This is a genomic window from Sorangium sp. So ce185 (assembly GCF_051526825.1).
Taxonomy (GTDB): Bacteria; Myxococcota_A; Polyangia; order Polyangiales; family Polyangiaceae; genus Sorangium; species Sorangium cellulosum_D.
This window is the reverse complement of sequence record NZ_CP150316.1, coordinates 12,585,183-12,605,087: the sequence shown is the minus strand read 5'-3', so window position 1 is coordinate 12,605,087 and position 19,905 is coordinate 12,585,183. Positions and strand designations below refer to the sequence as shown.

General features: G+C 73.2%; 18 protein-coding genes and 1 tRNA gene. 7 read left to right on the top strand and 12 right to left on the bottom strand.

Annotation, left to right across the window (positions count from 1 at the left end; all coding sequences use genetic code 11):
• Positions 1-50: 50 nt before the first annotated feature.
• From WMF26_RS46550 to rpe, 4 genes are all read right to left on the bottom strand, one after another.
• Positions 51-1,235, bottom strand: a complete 1,185-nt coding sequence (locus tag WMF26_RS46550) for a poly(ethylene terephthalate) hydrolase family protein (protein WP_437997953.1) — start codon at positions 1,233-1,235, stop codon at positions 51-53.
• 1,271 nt (positions 1,236-2,506) lie between these two features.
• A tRNA-Ser gene (locus tag WMF26_RS46545) sits at positions 2,507-2,593 on the bottom strand.
• Positions 2,594-2,786: 193 nt separating this feature from the next.
• Positions 2,787-4,271 carry a hypothetical protein gene (locus tag WMF26_RS46540; RefSeq protein WP_437997952.1) on the bottom strand — a complete coding sequence of 495 codons (1,485 nt, stop codon included), beginning with the start codon at positions 4,269-4,271 and terminating at the stop codon, positions 2,787-2,789.
• Complete coding sequence (rpe, locus tag WMF26_RS46535; protein WP_437997951.1) at positions 4,268-4,981, bottom strand: ribulose-phosphate 3-epimerase; 714 nt, start codon at positions 4,979-4,981, stop codon at positions 4,268-4,270. Before rpe ends, WMF26_RS46540 begins: the two co-directional genes overlap by 4 nt.
• Positions 4,982-5,154: 173 nt before the next feature.
• Between rpe and WMF26_RS46530 the strand changes: the two genes are divergently transcribed.
• Positions 5,155-5,589, top strand: coding sequence for a GNAT family N-acetyltransferase (locus WMF26_RS46530; protein ID WP_020741352.1), 435 nt, complete (start codon positions 5,155-5,157; stop codon positions 5,587-5,589).
• Between the two features lie 497 nt (positions 5,590-6,086).
• The gene (locus WMF26_RS46525) at positions 6,087-6,590 is read left to right on the top strand and encodes a cyclic nucleotide-binding domain-containing protein (RefSeq protein ID WP_437997950.1); all 504 of its coding nucleotides are present in this window, start codon (positions 6,087-6,089) and stop codon (positions 6,588-6,590) included.
• 136 nt (positions 6,591-6,726) lie between these two features.
• Here WMF26_RS46525 and WMF26_RS46520 read toward each other — a convergent pair whose 3' ends face one another.
• Together WMF26_RS46520 and WMF26_RS46515 are read right to left on the bottom strand one after the other, a co-directional pair.
• Positions 6,727-7,191 (bottom strand): hypothetical protein, encoded by a 465-nt coding sequence (locus tag WMF26_RS46520; protein ID WP_437997949.1) that lies wholly within the window; start codon positions 7,189-7,191, stop codon positions 6,727-6,729.
• Between the two features lie 155 nt (positions 7,192-7,346).
• Positions 7,347-7,814, bottom strand: coding sequence for a hypothetical protein (locus tag WMF26_RS46515; RefSeq protein ID WP_437997948.1), 468 nt, complete (start codon positions 7,812-7,814; stop codon positions 7,347-7,349).
• Positions 7,815-8,034: 220 nt separating this feature from the next.
• Between WMF26_RS46515 and WMF26_RS46510 the strand changes: the two genes are divergently transcribed.
• The 3 genes from WMF26_RS46510 (at position 8,035) to WMF26_RS46500 (ending at position 10,933) form a co-directional block, all read left to right on the top strand.
• Entirely contained in the window at positions 8,035-8,733 is a 699-nt protein-coding gene (locus tag WMF26_RS46510; protein WP_437997947.1) for a YggS family pyridoxal phosphate-dependent enzyme, read from the top strand.
• Between the two features lie 164 nt (positions 8,734-8,897).
• Positions 8,898-9,545, top strand: coding sequence for a TlpA family protein disulfide reductase (locus WMF26_RS46505; RefSeq protein ID WP_437334432.1), 648 nt, complete (start codon positions 8,898-8,900; stop codon positions 9,543-9,545).
• Complete coding sequence (locus WMF26_RS46500; protein WP_437997946.1) at positions 9,542-10,933, top strand: replication-associated recombination protein A; 1,392 nt, start codon at positions 9,542-9,544, stop codon at positions 10,931-10,933. The genes WMF26_RS46505 and WMF26_RS46500 overlap by 4 nt, the downstream gene beginning before the upstream one ends.
• A 32-nt stretch (positions 10,934-10,965) precedes the next feature.
• Here WMF26_RS46500 and WMF26_RS46495 read toward each other — a convergent pair whose 3' ends face one another.
• Positions 10,966-11,289: a tetratricopeptide repeat protein gene (locus tag WMF26_RS46495; protein WP_437952486.1), complete on the bottom strand. Its 324-nt coding sequence runs from the start codon at positions 11,287-11,289 to the stop codon at positions 10,966-10,968.
• Positions 11,286-11,807: a hypoxanthine phosphoribosyltransferase gene (hpt, locus tag WMF26_RS46490; protein ID WP_061622783.1), complete on the bottom strand. Its 522-nt coding sequence runs from the start codon at positions 11,805-11,807 to the stop codon at positions 11,286-11,288. The genes WMF26_RS46495 and hpt overlap by 4 nt, the downstream gene beginning before the upstream one ends.
• A 155-nt stretch (positions 11,808-11,962) precedes the next feature.
• Here hpt and WMF26_RS46485 point away from each other — a divergent pair, with 155 nt between their 5' ends.
• The gene (locus WMF26_RS46485; protein WP_437997945.1) at positions 11,963-12,409 is read left to right on the top strand and encodes an acyl-CoA thioesterase; all 447 of its coding nucleotides are present in this window, start codon (positions 11,963-11,965) and stop codon (positions 12,407-12,409) included.
• Between the two features lie 43 nt (positions 12,410-12,452).
• Here the strand turns inward: WMF26_RS46485 and WMF26_RS46480 are convergent, their stop codons facing one another.
• Together WMF26_RS46480 and WMF26_RS46475 are read right to left on the bottom strand one after the other, a co-directional pair.
• Complete coding sequence (locus tag WMF26_RS46480) at positions 12,453-13,757, bottom strand: hypothetical protein (RefSeq protein ID WP_437997944.1); 1,305 nt, start codon at positions 13,755-13,757, stop codon at positions 12,453-12,455.
• Complete coding sequence (locus tag WMF26_RS46475; protein ID WP_437997943.1) at positions 13,754-14,509, bottom strand: HAD family hydrolase; 756 nt, start codon at positions 14,507-14,509, stop codon at positions 13,754-13,756. The genes WMF26_RS46480 and WMF26_RS46475 overlap by 4 nt, the downstream gene beginning before the upstream one ends.
• A 217-nt stretch (positions 14,510-14,726) precedes the next feature.
• Between WMF26_RS46475 and WMF26_RS46470 the strand changes: the two genes are divergently transcribed.
• On the top strand, positions 14,727-15,119 hold the full coding sequence (locus tag WMF26_RS46470) for a hypothetical protein (protein WP_437997942.1): 393 nt from the start codon (positions 14,727-14,729) through the stop codon (positions 15,117-15,119).
• Between the two features lie 40 nt (positions 15,120-15,159).
• Here WMF26_RS46470 and WMF26_RS46465 read toward each other — a convergent pair whose 3' ends face one another.
• Together WMF26_RS46465 and WMF26_RS46460 are read right to left on the bottom strand one after the other, a co-directional pair.
• The gene (locus WMF26_RS46465; RefSeq protein ID WP_437997941.1) at positions 15,160-18,135 is read right to left on the bottom strand and encodes a carboxypeptidase regulatory-like domain-containing protein; all 2,976 of its coding nucleotides are present in this window, start codon (positions 18,133-18,135) and stop codon (positions 15,160-15,162) included.
• Between the two features lie 110 nt (positions 18,136-18,245).
• A complete protein-coding gene (locus WMF26_RS46460) occupies positions 18,246-19,508 on the bottom strand; it encodes a LeuA family protein (RefSeq protein ID WP_437334427.1) in 1,263 nt (420 codons plus the stop codon).
• Positions 19,509-19,905 lie beyond the last annotated feature (397 nt).

The following is a 19,905-nucleotide window of genomic DNA, read 5'->3' as shown; positions in this document are numbered from 1 at the left end:
CGTGACGACGTTCGTGAGTCAGTGAAGCCTAGCCAGATCGGCCCCGTCGCTCAGGGGACCTTCATCAGGGCGTTCTGCTCTGCTTGCGCGCGGCCATCGGTGCAGAACTTGCAGTTGTCGCCGTAGAAGAAGTTCCTGTTCGCCGTGTCATCCATCAGATGAACGCGGAACCAGGCCGCGGCCGACGACAGGGACACGCCATTTGCGCCCTGATAGACCCAGCTACCGTGATCCGCGTTGAGCTCGTTGAGGAAAAACGCGGGCTGATCGGTGACCGTCTTGAAGACATCGTGGACCCCGCTGCATTTCACCGTGGAGTCTTTCCCCCCGCAGAAGAACAACATGGGGGTGTGCACTCCCTCGAGGGCCCTGGTGCCGCAAATCGTGCCGAGGGCCGAGAAACGGGGATCGGAGGCCGTCATGCAAGTCGACATGCCCCCATAGGAATGGCCAAGCTGGCCGATCTTCGTGGTGTCGAGGGCGTGATAGTACGGGCTGCTCGCATCCTCGGCTTGTTCCAAGATCCAATCGAGGCCCGCGGTCGTGGGAAGAGGATCGCCTTCGGCGGTCGCGGTGCTGAGAGAAGCCACCACGACGAAACCGTGGGACGCGAGATGGTTGACGATCGGTCCGTATTGTCCGCACCACTGATTGCTGCCGGCGTTGACGACGCATTTCGGCGGTTTCTGCTCCGGATTGTCCCGGTAGCCATTGGCCCAGATCAGGATCGGATGGCAGTGGCCGCTGGTTGCGATATTGCTCGGGCGGTACACGTTGAAGCGCTGTTGCTCGTCCCCATAGATCGGATCGGGAACGACGCCGGCGAGGGGGCCGACGTTCTTGTCTGCGGTGACCGAGAAGGGGCCCGTCTTGGTAGGATCGGCCGTGGGGAACGGGTCGCCGACGCAGCCACTGACCGAGCCGCCGCTACCGGTCGTGCCGCCGCTTCCGGCATTTCCTTGGCCGCCGCTGCCCGATTGCCCGCCCGAAGCCGCGCCGCCCGTGGCCCCACTCGAGCCGCCAGCCCCACCACTGGATGCGCCGCCGGTGGATGCGCCGCCGCTTTCGGCCGTTCCCCCAGAGCCCGTCGCACCACCGGAGGCCGTGCCCCCGCTGCCCGTCCCACCGCTGTCCGTGCCAACCGCGCCCCCGCTCGCGGCAGCGTCCCCATTCGATCCGTTACCACACGCCGCGGTGGAAACGCACACGCCCAAAGCCAGTAGCCAACGCCTCATGGTGACTCTGTCCTCGCCCAGCCGCTCAGCGTCGTCAAGCGCTTTGGCGGATAGGACAAGCAAACGCGTTCCGCAAAGTCAAGATTCTCGGAGCCGTTCCTGGCTCGTGCAGTCCGACTGTACGAGCTTATCGACAGAACGGTCCTTATGCGATCAGACACGCCTTCCACTCGTGAAACGCCTGCGATTACCGCGACGTCGCACCAAGCGGAAGGCATCCTACCGTATAGCTGTACACTACTGGCACCAAGCGGAAGGCATCCTACCGTATAGCTGTACACTACTGAGCTCGTCCAAACGGCCGCCGTCGCGGTTCGCGGCGCGTCGTGATGGCCGGCGCACGGGAACCGTCTCCTACAAGTCGCGGTGGGCGAAGGATTTGACGAAATCATCACCGGCACCTGGCATGCTCGTAGGCGAAAGCCCGCGGCTCATCGAGGCTCGGTTCTTACGGACCAGGTGGGAGGCGTACGCCCGGGCGAAGCCGCAGGGACATGGCTGAGGCTCTTACTCGGCATACTGAGCGTGACGCCGCGGATCGGGGCACGCGACATGGTGGAGGTCGCGCGACATGGCGTGTCGCGCCGGACGATGATCGGCTCAATGAGGCCGATTTCCCGGATGGACTCGATGATCGACGTGATGCCGCCGCGCTGGCGCATTCACCCCTCGCGAACAACCACGTCATGGGAACAACCACGTCTTCGGTGGGCACCAGCCGGACCTCGCCGGACAGGGTTCGGTTGCCCTTTTGACAAGGGGGCAGATCCGATCTGCCTCGCGCTCCATCTCGATCACGTTTTCGTCCGAAACCCGCGCACCCCTGAGCCCTCCGTCCAAGTTGGACGGATCGTTCTCCTCAAAGCGCTCTCACTTCGCAAAGCGGTGGTCTCGCACGCCCGCCACAACGTCGCCGTGGTGCCCTGCCCGTTAGCGATGGCCGGCGCCAAGCCTCTCGCTAGGCGCTGGGCTGGATGTGCGTGCTCCGGCAGTAGCAGCGAGGTCGCCAAAGTTCGGGGAGACCCGTGCCCCAAGCACGACGCATCCGGTCGATGCGTCACCAGGCCCACGGGCTCTCGAGAGAGCTCGTCGCAGGGCGACCGTGAATCCGGGCCGCCCGCATCGTGAGCCGACTCACACAGCTAGGCCCGGAATCAGGGACCTGCCGTGCCAGGAATTTGCCAGAACCTGCGTCCAGACCTGTCCACGCCTGTCTACTCCCGTCCACATCCCGGACCGCGCGAACTACTCGACATCCTTGCAGAAACCAGCGGAGGAGAAGGGATTCGAACCCCTGGTTGAGTTGCCCCAACGGCGGTTTTCAAAACCGCTGCCTTCGACCGCTCGGCCACTCCTCCAAATACTCAGAACGACTTGCTTTTGTGCCCGTTCCTGCGCCGCCTGTCAACGCCGCCCTCACGCCGCACCGCCGCCTCTCCGTGGGCGCCCCTGGCCTCGACCAGCGCGCATCCGGCAGAGCTCCACCTCCACGTCGGCGTCTCGCTCCCCTCCCGTCTCTCTCCCCTCCCCCTCCCTTCTCGCGCGCTCCCCTTACTGCCGCCCCCCGTCCCCCGCCGTCGCTCCCCCCGTCCCCGTCGCGCCCGCCGCCTTCTCCCCTACCCCGCCCTTCATCACCTCCGCCAGCCACGCCTTCGCGCCCACGCAGGTCCCCGCCGCGCGGACCTCCCCTCCCCCGCGCCGCTCGTACGGCCCCGCGACGATCGCCACGTCGCTCCCGCGCGCCGTCCACGCGAGCGGCCCGAGCGACGCGCGCTGCTGGCACGCCTTGCCGAAGCGGCGCTCGAGCACCTTCCCCGCCTCCGCCGCGTCGGCCGCGCGGTCGAACCGCAGCCGCCACGCGAGCGCGAACGCTCGGCGCGTCGGGTCCTGCGGATCGTCCCGCTGGACCACCGCGTACCGGTCCCCGCCCCACCCGGCCGCCGCGCCGATGGCCGCCTCGCGGTGCGCGTAGGCCGCGAACGTGATGCGCAGCGCCTGCTCGCCCATCACGTCGTCGAAGACGACGCGGAACCCTGGACCGAGCGCCGCGGCGGTCGGGACCGCCACCTCGACGGCGGGCTCGCGCGCGGCGAGCTTCTCCGGGTGCAGCAGCTGTTCGGTGGTCTCCGGCAGCGCGCGCCAGATCGCGTCCACGGAGGCCCAGCCGCCGTCCTGGCGCAGCGCCTGCACGAACGCGAAGCCGTCCGTGTACGGCGCGCCCAGCGACTCCTGCAGCGCGAGCGGCGTGTCGCCCACGGACGACAGCGCGGTCGACATCGCCACGAGCTTCCGGAGCGTCGACTCGTCCATCTGGAACGCCGAGCCGACCAGCACATCGAACATCGCGCTCATCGCCTCGCCCTCGACGAGCGCGTGCGTGGCCGCGAGGCGATCGCTGTCGCCCGCCTTGAAGCGCAGGAGCCTCCCGAGCGAGAAGCTCTGGTCCTGGAGCGCGTGGACGAGCTCGTGCGCCAGCGTCTCCTCGGCCTCGGTCTCGCTGAGATCGTCGACGAGGTACATCGTCGCGTCCTCCGGCTCGTAGAAGCCCGCGATGCGGCCCTCGAGCAGGCGGTACATCCCGGCGGTGAAGTCGTAGTCGGCCGGGATGAGCTCGAGCGCCGCGAGCACCTCGCGCTGGTGATCCAGCACGCCCTCGGGGATCTCGCGCTCCACGTGCGCGCGCACCCGCGCCAGGATCTCGCCGCGCGTGAGCACGCGGCTCCGCACCTCGCGGAGCACCGGCAGGCCGCGCGCCTTCGCCACGCGGGCGAGCACGCGCGCGACCTCGTCCTGGGTCAGCCGGGCCGCGTCGTCGTCGAGCTCGCCCTCGCCGGCCGGATCTGCGCCCCCGGCCGGCGGAGGCGCGACAGGCGGCGCAGGGCGCGGCGCGTCCGAGGTCTGCGCGCCCGGCCGCGCTGCAGGCGCAGCCGGCTGCGCGCAGCCAGCCAGCGCGGCCGTCCCGAGGAGCGCCGCCCCGAGGAGCGCCGCCGCCGCCGGCCCCCGCGCCGCTGCCGCTCGGGCGTTGGGCTGGGTCACAGCTGCTCCGCGGCGGGCGCGCGGAGCGCCCGGATCGCCTCGGCGTATCGCGCCACGCGCGCGTCGAACGACAGCTCCTCGCCCGGCGCCACGGCGCCGAACACGGCGGAGCCGGCGACGAGCGCCCTCGCCCCGGCGGCGACGACCTGCCCGGACGTCGACGGAGCGACGCCGCCGTCGACCTCGAGCGCGATGTCGAGGCCCGCCTGATCGATCGCCTGGCGCAGGCTCCGCAGCTTGGAGAGCGACGACGGGATGAACCGCTGGCCGCCGAACCCGGGGTTGACGCTCATCACCAGAATCAGATCGAGATCGGGCAGCACGTGCCGGATCGACTCTTCTGAAGTGTGAGGGTTCAGCACGACGCCGGGGCGCGCGCCAGCCTCCCGGATCTGATGGATCGTCCGGTGCAGGTGCGGCGACGCCTCGACGTGGACCGAGATCCGATCGGCGCCGGCGGCCGCGAACTCGTCCACGTAGCGCTCGGGCTCCACGATCATCAGGTGCACGTCGAGCGGAAGACGCGTCGCGGCGCGAACCGCGCGAACGACCAGGGGTCCGATCGTAATGTTTGGCACAAACCGGCCATCCATCACGTCGACGTGGATCCAGTCGGCCCCGGCGGCCTCGGCGGCCCGCACTTCCTCCGCGAGACGACCGAAGTCAGCCGACAGGATCGACGGAGCGACGATGATTTTGTCGTGACGCACAGGGTAGCGCTAGCAGGCGTGACGCGTGGCGGCTAGCGGGGCACCGACGAGCGTGCTTACGAGGAGGCCGGCGCGGCTGCTAGGCTGCGCAGGTCTGCGCGAGGCGCCCGTGCCCTGCGCGGCGGCGCTGCAGACCGAAGGCAGGATCCCGAACCGTTCGAGTGAGGTGATGCATGGAGACACGGCCGCTGACGAAGCCCGACTACGACCGGATCGTGGGCGAGATCGATCGGTGGTGGGCAGGCCCGACCAGCGCGCTCGCGCATCCGATCTTCTTCTACGAGCTCGGGCGGCTTGCCCGCGTCGTCGAGGATCGCGGGCTGCTCGTCGGCTTCCTGCTCGGGTTCAGGTGCCCGGACGCGGCGATCGGGTACGTGCACCTCGTCGGCATTCACCCCGACTACCGCCGGCGCGGCGTCGGCAGGATGCTCTATGCAGCGTTCGAGGAGGACTGCCGCCGCGAGGGCTGCCGGCAGCTCAAGGCGATCACGACCCTGGGCAACGAGGGCTCCGTGCGCTTCCACGCGGCGGTCGGCTGGTCGGCGGCCGAGGTCGAGGACTACGCCGGGCCTGGGCGCCCGCGGATCGTGTTCACCAAGGATCTCTGATACGGCTCGCGCCAGGCGCGCACGGCGGCAGCGCAGCTTCCGGGCGGAGCGCGGCGCGAGGCGGCTCGACGAGCGCGGCGCGACAGCGGCTCGACGAGCGCGGCGCGACGGCGGCTCGACGAGCGCGGCGCGACGGCGGCTCGACGAGCGCGGCGCGACGGCGGCTCGACGAGCGCGGCGCGACGGCGGCTCGACGAGCGCGGCGCGACGGCGGCTCGACGAGCGCGGCGCGACGGCGGCCCGACGAGGCGACGGCGCTCCGGGCGGGCATCGCGCGGCGACGAGACCGCAGCGAGAGCGCCGGCTGGACGGCCCGCGCTCGCCGCGAGGGCGAGCGTTGACGTCCTCATGTTGCGGCGTACGCTCTGTGCGGGCTACATCGGCTCGGGGCCGCGAGGTGGAGCGATGCGAGAAAGCGGATACGTTCGCGAGGTGGTGGCAGGCGTTGTCGGGTCGGCCGACGTGATGGTCGCCGCAGGCGCCCTCGGTGCATCCCCGTGAGCCGCGACGGTGAGCTGGTCGTGCAGCTGCGCGAGATCGGCCTGTTCGGCGGCCTGGGCGATCACGTCCTCCAGGGGCTCGCCGACACGCTGGAGCTGCTCGAGCTGCAGCCGGGGGCCGTCGCCTTCCGCGAAGGCGACAGCGGCCGCGAGATGTTCGTGCTGCTCGCGGGCGAGATGGAAGTGCTCAAGCGCTCGAAGCGCGACGTCGAGGCGAGGGTCGCGGTCCTGGGGCCGAGCGACTGGTTCGGCGAGATGTCGATCCTCGACGTGATGCCCCGCTCGGCGACCGTGCGAGCGATCGCCCCGTCGCGCTTGATGCGCGTCACCGCTCACGATCTCGACGCGCTCTACCGGCGCGACCTCAAGTCGTACACCCTCCTCGTGCTGAACATCGCCCGCGAGATGTCGCGCCGCCTTCGCGTGGCGGACAGCCTGCTCGCCGAGCTCGTCGCGAACATGCTCGACGAGTACGCGCGGCCGCGCCGACCCGGGATCTGAGCCGCGCGACCGAGGCGTCGCAGGGCAAAGGCGTTCAGGAAACGTCTCCCGGCCGTACCCGGGAGATCAGCGCCGCCGTCGGGTTACGAGGCAGCATCGAGCGCTCGGCATGAGGGCGCCTGGCCCATCGGTCGCCTCACCCGCCGCCCTGGCCGAGCGCGCCGCCGGTGCCGCCCGCGCCGCCCGCGCCAGCTTCGCCGCCCGCGCCGCCCGCGCCAGCTTCGCCGCCCGCGCCGCCCGCGCCGCCCGCGCCGCCTTCGCCACCGGTGCCGCCCGTGCCAGCTTCGCCGCTCGCGCCGCCTGCACCACCGGCGCCGACAGGGTTATCCGCGCCGGTCGCGCCACCGGTCCCGGTCCCACCGGTGCTGCCAGCGCCGGTCGCGGCAGCGTTGCCCGAGCCGACTCCACCGGGGGTGAGGCCGCTGCCGCCCCTGCCGTCATCCCCATCGGTTCCACCCGTGTCGCTTCCCCCTCCGGGCCCGGTCTCGCTGGCGCCGTCGCAGTCCCCGCACCCGATACCCGAGAGAGGCGGCTCGGGTTGTGGGTTGAAGCCACAACCCGCGAGCACCAGCCCCATCAGAAGGACGACAAGCTTGCGCATAAGCTCTCCCCTCAATAGCACCCTGCGCAATCCCCTGCCGCTTGCGCAGCGCCCTCTCGTCCGCGGGAGCGCGGTGTCGAGCGCGATGAGCCGTCTACTTCCGCGCGCGTCTGCGCGGAGCGGGCGCCGCCGTCAAGGTCGGGCTGCGCGCTTGCTCAGCCGCAGTCCACACCACCAGCGCCCCCGTCGCCGCAGGGCTCGCCGCCCTGGCCGCCAGCGCCACCACCGGCGCCGCCGTCACCGCCCCCGGCACCGCCAGCGCCGCCAGCACCACCCTCGCCGCCCTCGCCGCCGGCACCGCCCTCGCCGCCAGCACCACCCTCGCCGCCCTCGCCGCCAGCGCCGCCGGCGCCGCCACCGCCGCCATCACCGCTGCCCGTGCTCGTGGAGCTGCCCGCTTCGCCGGCGCCGCCCCCGCCTCCGCTGCCCGATGCCGGATCCGGAGCGCCAGCGCCAGAGCCAGCGCTAGCGCCAGCTCCGTTGCCCCCTGCACCCGTGCTGCCGGCCCCGGTGACGGTCGCCCCCGGCGGCGAGGGGTCCCCGTCCTGGAACGGCGGTTCGGGCTGCGGATTGAACGTGCATCCAACCGCGAGGAGCAGGGTAAGCAACAGCAGGCTTCGCATGGCGGGTACGCGGAAGTATGGCAATCCACATGCCACGTGAAAACCCCTGAAATCACAGGGATTGACCGGCGATCGTCGCGGTCCTCAGGCACACTCTGGCACGCCGCTCGGGCGGTGGGATCCGGCATGGCGCGCCGGCCTCCGCCGCGGCCGGCGCTGCCGCGTCCGGCGCAGGGGCGCGCCCTCGTGTCCGAGGCGGCAGCTCGCGGTATCGTGCGGCGTGATTTCTGAAGACCTGGAGAACATCGCGCCGCGGCTCGAAGAGGTGCGGCGACGGATCGCGAGCGCCGCGGCGCGCGCCGGACGCGCGCCCGGTGAGGTCCGGCTCATCGCCGTGTCCAAGGGGAAGCCCGCGGAGGCCATCCGCGCCGCCTACGCGGCCGGGCAGCGCGATTTCGGGGAGAACTACGCGCAGGAGCTGGTCGAGAAGGCCGAGGCGCTCGCCGACCTCGACGGGATCGTGTGGCACGCCATCGGCCAGCTCCAGCGGAACAAGGCGAAGGTCGTCGCGCGCGTCGCGCAGGTCGTGCACTCCGTGGATCGCGACGAGCTCGCCGTGGAGCTCGACCGGCGCGCCGCCGCGCTCGGCCGCACGCTCGACGTCCTGCTCGAGGTGAACGTCGGCGGCGAGGCCTCGAAGGGCGGCTGCGCGCCCGGCGACCTGGCGCCGCTCGTCGCCGCCGTCGCCCGGTGCGCGCACCTCCGACCCATCGGCCTCATGACCATCGCGCCGTTCCTCGAGAACCCGGCCGACGTCCTCCCGTTCTTCGCGCAGCTGCGCGCCCTGCGCGACGCGCACGGTGGCCAAGAGGTGCTGCCCGAGCTCTCGATGGGCATGTCGCACGACTTCGAGGTAGCCGTCGCCGAAGGCGCCACGCTCGTCCGCGTCGGCACCGCCATCTTCGGGGCCCGCGGGTAACGCCGGCGCCTCGCGCGCGGCGCGCTCCCGGTCCCTCCGGCGCGGCCGCGATCCATCGAGCCGGTCTCCGCGCCGACCGCAGCGGCCGCTCCTTCCGCCGGCCGCGCGCTCTTTTTCGCCCTGCGCCCCTCGGACATGGCGCGCCGGGACGTTAAACTCCCCGCGTGCTCCAGGCGAAGGCGGCGAACAAGCCCTCCTCGGTCAGCGTCGTCGGCGGCGTCCGCGCGACGCTCGCGGCGTCCGCGCGCTCCGCCCTGGCGCGCCTCGGCTCGGCTGGCCGCGCCGGCGCCCTCGCGAGCGCCGCGGCCTGCGCGACGCTCGCGCTCGGGTGCGGGCCGGGCGCGATGCCCGCCTCGGTGCGCCACCCGCTCGTGGGCAGCTCCGCGCCGGAGTTCCACGCGGAGTCGACGGCGGCGGTCACCGTGGGCGTGCCCGGCACCCGGAGGACGCGGGTCACCGTGATCGACTTCTGGGCGTCCTGGTGCGCGTCGTGCAGCCGGACCCTGCCGGCGCTCGACGAGCTCTGGCGCGACCGCAAGGCGGACGGGGTGGCCGTGATCGGCGTGAACGTCGACGACTCGGAGGCCGCCGCCGAGGCCGCCGCGTACGAGCTCGGCGCGACGTTCCCCATCGTCGCGGATCTCGGCCAGCGGCTCACCGGGACCTACGGCGTCGCGCAGGTCCCCCTCACGTTCGTCGTCGACGGCGCGGGCACCGTGCGGTGGGTCGGGCGCGATCCGGCGATCGCGCGCCGCGCCGTGGAGGTCCTGCTCTCGGAGCGCCCCGCCGGCGCGAGGTCGGTCTTCGAATGAGCGCCGCGCGCGGCGGCGGCGGCGGCGCGCGGCGGCGGCCCGCGGGCGACGAGCCGACCCTCTTCGACGCCGCCCGGCAGCGCGAGCCGGAGCTCCGGGCCGCGGTGCCCCTCGCCGAGCGCATGCGCCCGCGCTCGCTCGCGGACATGATCGGCCAGGGCCACCTCCTCGGCGAGGGCAAGCTGCTCGCGCGCGCCATCGCGGCCGACCGGATCCCCTCGATGATCCTCTGGGGCCCGCCGGGCGCCGGCAAGACGACGCTGGCGCGCGTCGTCGCGCACACGACCAACGCCCGCTTCGTCCCCTTCAACGCCGTGCTCGGCGGCGTGCCGGAGCTCCGCGAGATCCTCGCCCAGGCGCGCGCCGCGCGCTCGTACGAGGGCAAGCGCACCATCCTGTTCGTCGACGAGATCCACCGCTTCAACAAGGCCCAGCAGGACGCGTTCCTCCCGCACGTCGAGGACGGGACGATCACCCTCATCGGGGCGACCACCGAGAACCCGTCGTTCGCGGTGAACGCGCCGCTCCTGTCCCGGTGCAAGGTCTTCCGCCTCCAGGGCCTCGACGCCGCGGAGCTCGTCGAGCTCCTGCGCCGCGCCCTCGAGTCGCCGGCCGGGCTCTCCGGCGCGGTCTCGGCCGACGACGACGCGCTCGCGGCGATCGCGGCGCTCGCGCAGGGCGACGCCCGCAGGGCGCTCACCACGCTGGAGATCGCCGCGGACGAGGCCGCGCGCGCGGGCGCGACCACCATCACGCGCGAGCTCATCGCCGGCGCGAGCGAGCACAAGACGCTGCTCTACGACAAGGCCGGCGAGGAGCACTACAACGTCATCAGCGCCTTCATCAAGTCGATGCGCGGCTCCGATCCCGACGCCGCCGTCTACTGGCTGATGCGCATGATCGAGGCCGGCGACGACCCGCTCTTCCTGCTGCGCCGGATGATGATCTTCGCCTCCGAGGACATCGGAAACGCCGACCCGCGCGCCCTGGAGGTCGCCGTCGCGGCGGACGCCGCGTTCCGGCGCATGGGCATGCCGGAGGGGCTCTACCCGCTCACGCAGGCGGCGCTGTACCTCGCCACGGCCCCGAAATCGAACGCGTGCAAATCGGCCTGGCACTCGGCGCAGGCGGCCGTGCGCGAGCACGGCGCGCTGCCGGTCCCGCTCACGCTGCGCAACGCCGTCACGCGGCTGATGCGCGACGAGGGCTACGGCGAGGGCTACCGCTACGCGCACGACGAGCCTGGCGGCGTCGCGATGGGCGAGGCCTACCTGCCGGAGCCGCTCGTCGGAAGCCGGTTCTACGAGCCGACGGACCGCGGCTACGAGCGGACGATCGGCGAGCGCCTCCGCCGGATCCGCGGCGAGGGCGGGGGAGAGGGCGGCTGAGGCGCGGCGCCGGGCCCGGCGCCTTCACCGCGTCACGCGTCGCCGTCGCCCGCCCCGGCGAGCGCCTGCTGGAGCTCGCTCAGCGCGTGCTGATCGCCCTTGCTGCGCGCGGCCCCGATGCCGTCGCTGAGCCAGGCGCGCCCCTCGTCGAGGCGGCCGGCCTTCACCAGCATCGTCCCGCACATGAGGTACATCGGCACGTAGCTCGGGTCGATCGCCCGGAGCGCGGTGAACGTGGCGAGCGCGTCGTCGTGGCGGCCCTGCCCGGAGTACTCCAGCGCGAGCGCGTACCAGTGGAACGGGTCCTTCGACCCTTCCCGGGTCATCTTCTCGAGCATCAGCAGCCGCTTGCTCACGTCGCCTCCACAACGCCGATGAACGGCAGGTTCCGATAGCGCTCGGCCCAGTCGAGCCCGTAGCCGACGACGAACTTGTCCTCGATCGTGAAGCCCAGGTAGTCGATCGGCACCTCGACCCGCGCGCGGGCCGGCTTGTGCAGGAGCGCGCAGACCTTCACGCTGCTCGGCATCCTCGTGCGGAAGAGCTGGAGCAGGTGCGAGATCGTGAGGCCCGTGTCGACGATGTCCTCGACGAGGAGGATGTCCTCGCCCTCGATCGGCCGCGTCAGGTCCTGCGTGATCTGGACGACGCCGGTCGAGTCCGTGCCCTCGCCGTAGCTGCGCACGCCGAGGAACTCGATGCGCACCGGCAGGTCGATGTGGCGCGCGAGGTCGGCGGTGAAGACGAAGCTCCCCTTGAGCACGGAGACGAGCACGAGCCGCCGCTCCGCGTAGTCCTTGGTGATCTGCGCGCCGAGGTCGCGCACGCGGGCGCCGATCTGCTCGGCGGACAGCAGCGTCCGGACATTCGCCATGGGGCCGCGCTACCATCGCGGCGCCCCCGCCACCAGCGCCGAGGCGCGCCCTCGCCCCCCGCGCGCCGCCGGCCGCCTCCGGACGCGCGGATCCCAGGTCGCGCGGCCGCCCCGCCCGCCGGGTCGAAAGTGGGTTAGTCTCCGCGCCGCTCGCGATGCAGCCCCTCCCTCCGCCCGACGCGCCCCCGCACCTCACCTCGCGCACCCCGCTGACCGTCCGCTTCTGCGAGACGGATCTGATGGGCATCGTCCACCACGCGAACTACGTCGTCTACTTGGAGGCCGGCCGCATCGACTGGCTGAAGCGCCGCGGGGTCTCCTACGAGGAGATGGTGCGGCGCGACCTCCACCTCGCGGTCGCGGAGCTGCGGATCAAGTACCGCAAGGCGGCGCGCTTCGGCGACGAGCTCGTGGTCGAGACGACCTGCCGCGAGGTCCAGCGGGTGACCGCGCGCTTCAGCTACCGCATCCTCCGGGGCGAGGACGTGATCTGCGACGGCGACATCCTCCTCGCGTGCCTCGGCTCGAACCTCACGCTGACGCGGATCCCGGACGACATCGCCGGGCTCCTGTCGAGCCCCGAGACGGCGCCCGGCAGCTAGAGCCGTCCGCCGCGCCCACCCGGCCGCCGCCCGCCGCTCCCGCTCAGTCGCCGCCCGCCGCGCCCGCGTCGGCGCCGCTGCGCACGAGGCGCGCCGGCATCTCGACCGTCTGCGGCGGGTCGATGCTCTCGCCGAGGAACGTGCGCCACTGGACGACGTAACGCCCGCGCTGGGGGCCGGCGACGTAGCGCTCGCTCATCGGAGGCACCGCGACCGCGGGGATGCCGTCGACGAGCAGGTAGTACAGCGCGTCGGTCTGGTTGACCGCGACGAAGCCCTCGCCGGGCGCGCCCGGGTCGACGCTCGCTGGCAGCGGGAGCGGGTCGGTCCGGATGGCCGCGAGCTCGTCGCGCGTCAGGAAGACGCCGCCCTGCGCCGACGGGAGCCCCGCGGCGGTGTACGCCGAGCTCGGGGGCGGCATGAGCAGGTCGGTCGAGAGCAGGTCGGTGCGCCGGACCGCCGACGTGACCTCGAACGCGACGCCGCCGCCGCTCTGCCAGGCATAGCTCGCGTAGAGCGGCACCTCGCCGGCCACGCACTCGGGCGACTTCGGATCGACGCCGAGGATCTCCAGGAGCGCCCGGCAGAGCAGGGGCCCCCCGTCGCCGGCCTCCGGCATCCTGCCGAGCTCCAGGTACAGCGCGCCGAGGCTCGCGTGCACCTCGACCTTGCGGACGTCGACCTCGAGCCGCTTGCCCTCGCCGACCGGGCGCGCCGAGCCGGCCGACAGCGGCGTGACATCGACGCGCCGCTCGCCGAGCAGCGTGCGGAGCGCGCCCGGCGGCACGACCCGGTACTGGGCCGAGCCCGGCCAGAGCAGGATCTCCCCGTAGACGTCGTGGCGGGCGCGGAGCTCGGAGCCGGGCGGCAGCGGGAGCGCGCGCGACGTGAACTGGACCCGCATGCGGCCCGTCTCCGTGAGATCGACCTTCCACGACAGGTCGGTGAGCCGCTGCGCCGCGTGGACGCCGGCGGCCGCCACCTCGGGCGCCTTGGGGGGCTGCGGCACGTCGCGCCAGCGGAAGGCCGCCCCGAGCGTGACGCCGGAGAGCTCGCGGGCCGAGAGCGCGTCGTCGGGCAGGGGGGTCGCCGGCGCAAGCGGCAGCGGCGACTGCTGGCTCGCCTCGGACATGATCAGCCGGCCGTAGTCGTCGGACGCGAGCTTCGCGCTGGCCTCGACCGTGGACGCGTCGAGCAGGTCCGGCGCCTCGTTCGCGAGCGGCGCGGGGAGGATCCTCGCGTTCGGGCTCGCCCCGGCCTCCACGAGGTCGGCGGGCTGCTGGCGCGACGGCTCGCACCCGGCGGGGGCGAGCAGCAGGCCGATGGCGGCGATGCGCGCGTGGATCACGGCTCCCGCTCGAAGGTGTGGATCACCTGCACCCGCGGGTCGAGCGGCGGCGGGTCGGGCGCGCACTGCGTGTCCAGGAAGACCGCGGTGCAGCGGGGGTGGCAGTCCACGAGCAGGTTGCAGTTCGCCGCCTCGTTGTCGAACGCCGCGATGACGCGCCCGAGCCGCGAGAGCTGCGGGGCGACGCTCCGCTTGAACTCGGTGTCGGGCATCTCGAACCGCGGCTTCACGACGAGCTCCGTGCCGATGACCCCGATGGGAAAGCCGAGGTCGCGCAGGCTCGCGAACGAGCCGAGCGCCATGTTCGGGAGGTCGCGCCCGGTGAGGTACACGAGCGTCGCCCCCGCCGCATGGCACTCGCGCGCGTACCGGCTCGCGCCGGGCACCTCGACGTCGTGCCGGATGTGCGGATCGTTGAAGAAGCGGGCCTTCCAGAACTCGAACGCGTGCAGGTGGAGCGACTCGTCGTCGACGCCGAGCCGGCGCAGGTTGTCCTGGAACCCGTACACGATGCCCTCGGGCGACGCGCGCTCGAGGAGGGCGGCGACGTGCGGGTGCTTGCGGCGCCACTCCTCCGCGAGCTCGTGGAGGATCGCGACCACCCGCGGCCGGTTGTCCATGAGGGTGCCGTCGAGATCGAAGACGATCACGGGCGGCCCCTCGGATCGGTCGGCCGCCCGCGCGACGATGGAGTTCAGGAGCCGCGTCCGCTCGAGAGGGACGAGGCGCTTCTCGTAGAACAGCGTGCTCAAGGTGGTCGCGCCGCGAGGGAGCGCGCCCTCCGCGCCGCTCCTCGGGCGGAACCCTATAGCGCGAACTCACCCGCCCCAGAAGCCGCGGTGTCCACCCCCGAGGCCCTGGCCTACGAGTCGGTAAGTGTGCAGAAACATCCCACATTGTTGACCATTGTGTTCCATTCTTCGTAGGATTTTCCACACCGGGGGCCCTCGAGTCCCCGAAGGAAGGCCCATGCAGAACCGCATCATGACCGCTCTGGCCCTGGCGATGGCGCTGACCGCCGTGTCGGGCTGCTCGAAGACCCCTCGCGATCGCCTCCAGGGGCGCTGGTATGGCGAGTCCATCGAGAACGCGCCCGTGGAGCAGCTCACGAAGGCGACCGGGTGGGTCAAGGGGACGGCGCTCGAGTTCAACGGCAGCAAGGTGACGGTCACCCTGCCCGCGGAGACGCCGCGCAGCGGCACCTTCAAGGTGACCAAGGCCGAGGGCGATCAGATGACCGTCGCGTTCCTCCGGCCCGAGGGCGGGCTCGACGAGGCGCAGTTCCGCTTCGCCACGGATCAGACGCTGCGCTGGGAGATCGGCGACGGCCGCGCGATCGTGCTGGCCAAGGCGAAGAACTGAGATCGGGCGGCGCCCGCCGCCTCGCCGCGCTCCCGCCCGCCTACCGCCGCACCCGCTCCCGCCGCACCCGCGTGAGCCACCGCGCCTCGCCGCGCTCGCCGTCGCGCGCGAGCAGCACCACGACGTCCTCCGACAGCGGCCCGGTCAGCCGCCGCCGCGCCTCCTCGATGGAGCGCACCTCGACGCCGTTCACGGACAGGAGCCGATCGCCGGGCTCGATGCCGGCCTCCTCCGCCTCGCTCGCCGGGGGCACCGACACCACGGTCACGGTCCGGCGCTCCTCGCCGAGCGTCACCGCCAGGCTCCCGGCGCCCTTCGGGTCCTGCCGCGCGCCGTCGCCCGGCAGCGCGATCCGAACCCGCTCGGTCGTCCTGCCGGCCCGGACCTGCACCGGCTGCGACTCGGCGCGCCCGAGATCCGCGCTGTACGCCTCGAGCACCGCCGTGCCCTCGGGCAGGCCGCCGAGCTGGAACCGCCCGTCGCGGTCGGTGAGCACGACGCCCGGCGGCAGCGGGCCGAGCGGCAGGTACGTCGGCACGCGGTCGCGCGCGACGCGGACCCCGGCGACCGGATCCCCGCGCGGATCGACGACCTGGCCGGCGACCTCTCCGGCCTCGAACAGGTCGATGCGCCCGAGGTCCGCCGGGCGATCCGGGTCGCCGGCGAGGGTGACCCGCAGCGTGGCCGGCGCGAACCCGTCGCGGGTCACCGTCACGCGGAACTGCCCCGGCGCGAGGTCCCCGAGCGTGAAGGCGCCCTCCGCGTCGCTCGTGGCGCGGCGCGGCCCGGTCGGAGAGAACAGGGTGATCCGCGCGCCCTCGAGCCGCTCGCGCCCGCCGCGCCCCGTCACCGTGCCGGTGGCCTTGAGCGCGGCGCGCATCTCGAGCCGCAGCTCCTTCGGCGCGGCGTCGACCTGCTCGACGCGCGGGGCCCTGCCGGAGCGCACGAGGCTGATCCGGAGCGGGAGGCCGGCGGCGTCGGGCAGCAGCGCGTCGCCGCCGTCGTCCGTGAAGAGCGTCTTCCGGAGCGGGACGGCGACGTCGAGCGAGAGGACGCGCACCTCGGTGCGGTCGAGCGGGTAGCCGCGATCGTCGGTGACGCGGATCGCCACGGCCTCGCGCACCTTCGGGAGGACGACCTCGATCTCCTTGCGATCGCGCTCCGGGACCGCGACGACGAGGCGCGCCACGACGTCCCCGGGCGACTCGGGCCGGGACACCGAGACGAGCACCTCGTCGGGGACCGCGGCGAACGCGAACGTGCCGTCGTCGGCGGAGTACGTCACCCGCTCGAGCGAGCCCGCGGTCGCGGCCAGCTCGACGCGCGCGCCGGCGACCGGCCTGCGGTCCTCCTCGAGGACGCGGCCCTCGAGCAGGCCGCCCTGGCGCATCACCACGCGCACGTGGGCCTCGCCGCCCGGCGGGAGCGTCACGACCTCGCTGGGCGTCTCCACGTACTCCGGGTGCCGGACGATCGCGTGGACGCGCCCCGGGGTGACGGGCTCGGCCCGGAAGGTGCCGTCGGCGCGCGTGACCCACGGGTCGCCCGACCGCGCCGCGGCGACCGGGAGGATCGCGTCGCCGCGCGGCAGGTCCGGGATGGGGCCGGGCATCACCCCGAGCTCTCCCGCCGGGATCAGCGGCGCCGGGCCGGGCAGGGCGCGCTCGAAGTGCTCGTCCCTGAACTCGGACATCGCGGTGGTCTCGTCGATGGGCATCCCCTCGGCGTCGGCCCCGATGATCTCGATGGTGGCGCCCGGGACCGGGTAGCCGCGATCGTCGACGACCTCGCCCACGAGCGCGCCGCCGCGAAGCAGGGGGATGCGGACCTCGGAGGCGTCGGCCTCGACCTGCACCGCGTTCCTCGGCACGAAGCCGGCCGCGAGGGCCGAGGCGCTCGCGTAGCCCGGCGCGATCGGCCCGAGCGTCACGGACCCGTCGTCGCCCGTGCGCCCGTGCAGCGGGAACGCCGACAGCCCCTGCTCGACGAGCACGACGTTCGCGCCCTTCACGCCCGGCGCGGCCTCGCCGTCGCCGTCGGTCACGAGGACCCGCACGTGGCGGCCGGGCCCGAGGACGAGCTTCACCTCCTTGCCCTCGCCGCGCTTCACGGGCACGGCGAGCGCGGTCGCGCTCACGGCCGCCCCGCGCCGCGCCTTGAGGTCGTACACCCCGTCGCGGAGCCCGGCGATCCGCGCGGCGCCGGTCGCGTCGGTGGTCGTGCTGCGCGCCGGCCACAGGCCGGTGCCGGCGGCGAGCACGGTCGCGCCGTCGACGGGCTGCCCCGCCGCGTCCACCACGCGGACCGTGAGCGCGCCGAGCCGATCCATCCGGAGCCGGAGCGGCACCGGCCCCGGCACGACGCCCGTCCGCACGGTGTCCTCGAAGCCGAGCGCCGACGCGCGGACGACGTAGGGCGCCGCGCCGAGCCGCTCGAACCGCGCGCGCCCCCCCTCGGCGGTCGTCGCCACGAAGGGGAGGGGATCGGCGGTCGCGACCGTGACCTCGGCGCCGTCGATCGGGCGCTCGGCCTCGTCGACGACCTGCACGTCCAGCACCTTCGCGGGCCGCAGCACGAGGTCGACGGCGCGGGGGCCCGGCTCGAGGGCGAGGCGCGCCGAGGCGCGGGCCCGCTCCGCGCCGTACGCGAGGACCCACGTCTCCCCGGAAGGCAGGCCGGCGAAGCGCGCCTCGCCGGCCGGATCGGTCCTCTGCTCGCCGGCGAAGTAGGCGCGGTCCTCGCGCAGCGCGAAGACGCGCACCGTCGCGTCCGGGAGCGGGCGCCCCTGCTCGTCGCGCACGGTGGCGGTGAGATCGGCCGCGCGCCCTTCGACCCAGGCGGGCACCGGCGGCGCGGGGATCGGCGCCTGCGGCAGGAACCGCGGGCCCAGATCGCGCAGCGTGGTCGCGGCGAGGAAGCAGACCAGCGCGGCGATCGCGGCCAGGACGGTATCGAGCCGCGACCGGCGCTCGGGCCGGTCGGCTTCCGCTGCGGGTTGCTTGTCCTGCTCGGCCACGGCGTGGATCTCTACTCCGGATCCGCCGAAACGCCGAACGCCCGGGGGCCGTTCCCGGCCGGTGGGTCTGGCCCGGCCGGCGGGGAAGGGCCCCGGCCGGCGCCGCGGGGTCAGGCCTGATGGCCGTGGTGCTGCTCGATGACGGCCAGGATCTCCTCCTCGCCGAGGATGTGGTCGGTGGCCTTGGCCTTGGCGAGGATGGCGTCGACGAGCTCCTTCGAGGGCTCGATCTTCCGCTGCCTGAGCCAGTAGTTCACGTTGGAGGCGCCGGACATGTAGCCCACGCAGATCTCCTGCTTGCGGCCGAACATGCCGGCGGGGACGCCGGAGTAGATCCGGTCGGCCATCCAGGCGTCGCCCTTCGCCTCGGCCTTGATGATGGCGGCCGCGTGCACGCCGGTGGCCGTGCGGAAGGCGTCCCGTCCGACCAGGGGATAATTGATGGGGACCTCCCAGCCGACCGCCTGCGCGGCCGTCGTGCAGTACTCGAGGAGGTGGGTGAGGTCCTGGTGCTCGAGGAGGCCGAGGAGCTTCATGTTGAGCAGGATGAGCTCCATGGCGGCGTTGCCGACGCGCTCGCCGATGCCGAGGGCGGTGCCGTGCACCCGGTCCGCGCCGAACTGGAGCGCCCAGATCGCGTTCTCGAGCGCGAGCCCGCGGTCGTTGTGGCCGTGCCAGTCGATGCCGACCGACGCCCCGGCCCCCGCGACGATGGCGCGCGTGAAGTTGATGAGGTTGCGCACCCCGTCGGGCGTCGCGTGCCCCACGGTGTCGCACAGGCACAGCCGGGACGCGCCGTGGTCGATGGCGACCTTGAAGAGCGTCGCCAGCACCTCGGGGCGCGAGCGCGTCGTGTCTTCCGTGACGTAGGCGACCGGCAGCCCGGCCTTCACGCCCGCGTCGATCGCGGCGGCGCTGCGCTGGGCGATGAGGTCGACGTCCCACGCCTCCGCGAGCTGGCGGATCGGGCTGGAGCCGATGAAGGCGTAGATCTCGACCGGGATCCCCGCGCGCTGGGAGATCTCGATCATCGGCGTGATGTCCGAGACGACCGTGCGGCCTGCGCAGGCGACGCGGAGCGGCAGGCGGTTGTCCGCCACCTCCTTGCACATCCGGAGCACGTCCTCGAAGGCCCGCTGCGAGCTGCCGGGCAGGCCGATATCGGCGACGTGGATGCCGACCTTGGCCATCAGGTGGAGCAGCTTGAGCTTGCTCTCGATGTTCGGGTCGGCGACGGAGGGGTTCTGCAGGCCGTCGCGCAGGGTCTCGTCGAAGAAGCCGATCTCCTTCGGGATGACCCGCCCGACGCGGCCCACCTCGTTCCAGTCGTAGATGAGATCGGTCGGGCGGCCAGCGTCGGCAGCGATCGCCATGCTCGGAGTATAGTGCGCCGTTCTCAACGCCGAGGCTGAAACGAAGCTCTTCCGGAGCGCTCGACATGACGCACGGCGCAGGCGAAGGCGCGAGCGACGACGGCGGTGACGCCGTAATGCATGCTCCGTCACATCGGGGTCACGCCGGGAGGGACCGAGCGCGGGCCGGCGGCGTGCGCGTGGGCGTCGGCGGCGAGCGCGCGGGGGTCGGCGTCGACGAGCGCGGACCGCGGTCGGCGGGGCAGGGTGCAGCCCCGCCAGAAAAAGCGCCGGGCCGAGGACGGGGCAGGCGGTCGCGAGCGCCGCGCGCGCCGCGGCGTGGTTCCGCGGCAGCGATGGCCGAATCGGCGGGCGCGGTGCGCTGGCCCCGCGCGCCGGGCAAGCCTAAGCTTGCGGC

Coding starts and splice junctions, on each gene's coding strand:
- WMF26_RS46550 (WP_437997953.1), bottom strand. CDS start 1,235: ATGAGGCGTTGGCTACTGGCTTTGGGCGTGTGCGTTTCCACCGCGGCG.
- WMF26_RS46530 (WP_020741352.1), top strand. CDS start 5,155: ATGGAGACACGGCCGCTGACGAAGCCCGACTACGACCGGATCGTGGGC.
- WMF26_RS46520 (WP_437997949.1), bottom strand. CDS start 7,191: ATGCGCAAGCTTGTCGTCCTTCTGATGGGGCTGGTGCTCGCGGGTTGT.
- WMF26_RS46515 (WP_437997948.1), bottom strand. CDS start 7,814: ATGCGAAGCCTGCTGTTGCTTACCCTGCTCCTCGCGGTTGGATGCACG.
- WMF26_RS46500 (WP_437997946.1), top strand. CDS start 9,542: ATGAGCGCCGCGCGCGGCGGCGGCGGCGGCGCGCGGCGGCGGCCCGCG.
- hpt (WP_061622783.1), bottom strand. CDS start 11,807: ATGGCGAATGTCCGGACGCTGCTGTCCGCCGAGCAGATCGGCGCCCGC.
- WMF26_RS46485 (WP_437997945.1), top strand. CDS start 11,963: ATGCAGCCCCTCCCTCCGCCCGACGCGCCCCCGCACCTCACCTCGCGC.
- WMF26_RS46470 (WP_437997942.1), top strand. CDS start 14,727: ATGCAGAACCGCATCATGACCGCTCTGGCCCTGGCGATGGCGCTGACC.
- WMF26_RS46460 (WP_437334427.1), bottom strand. CDS start 19,508: ATGGCGATCGCTGCCGACGCTGGCCGCCCGACCGATCTCATCTACGAC.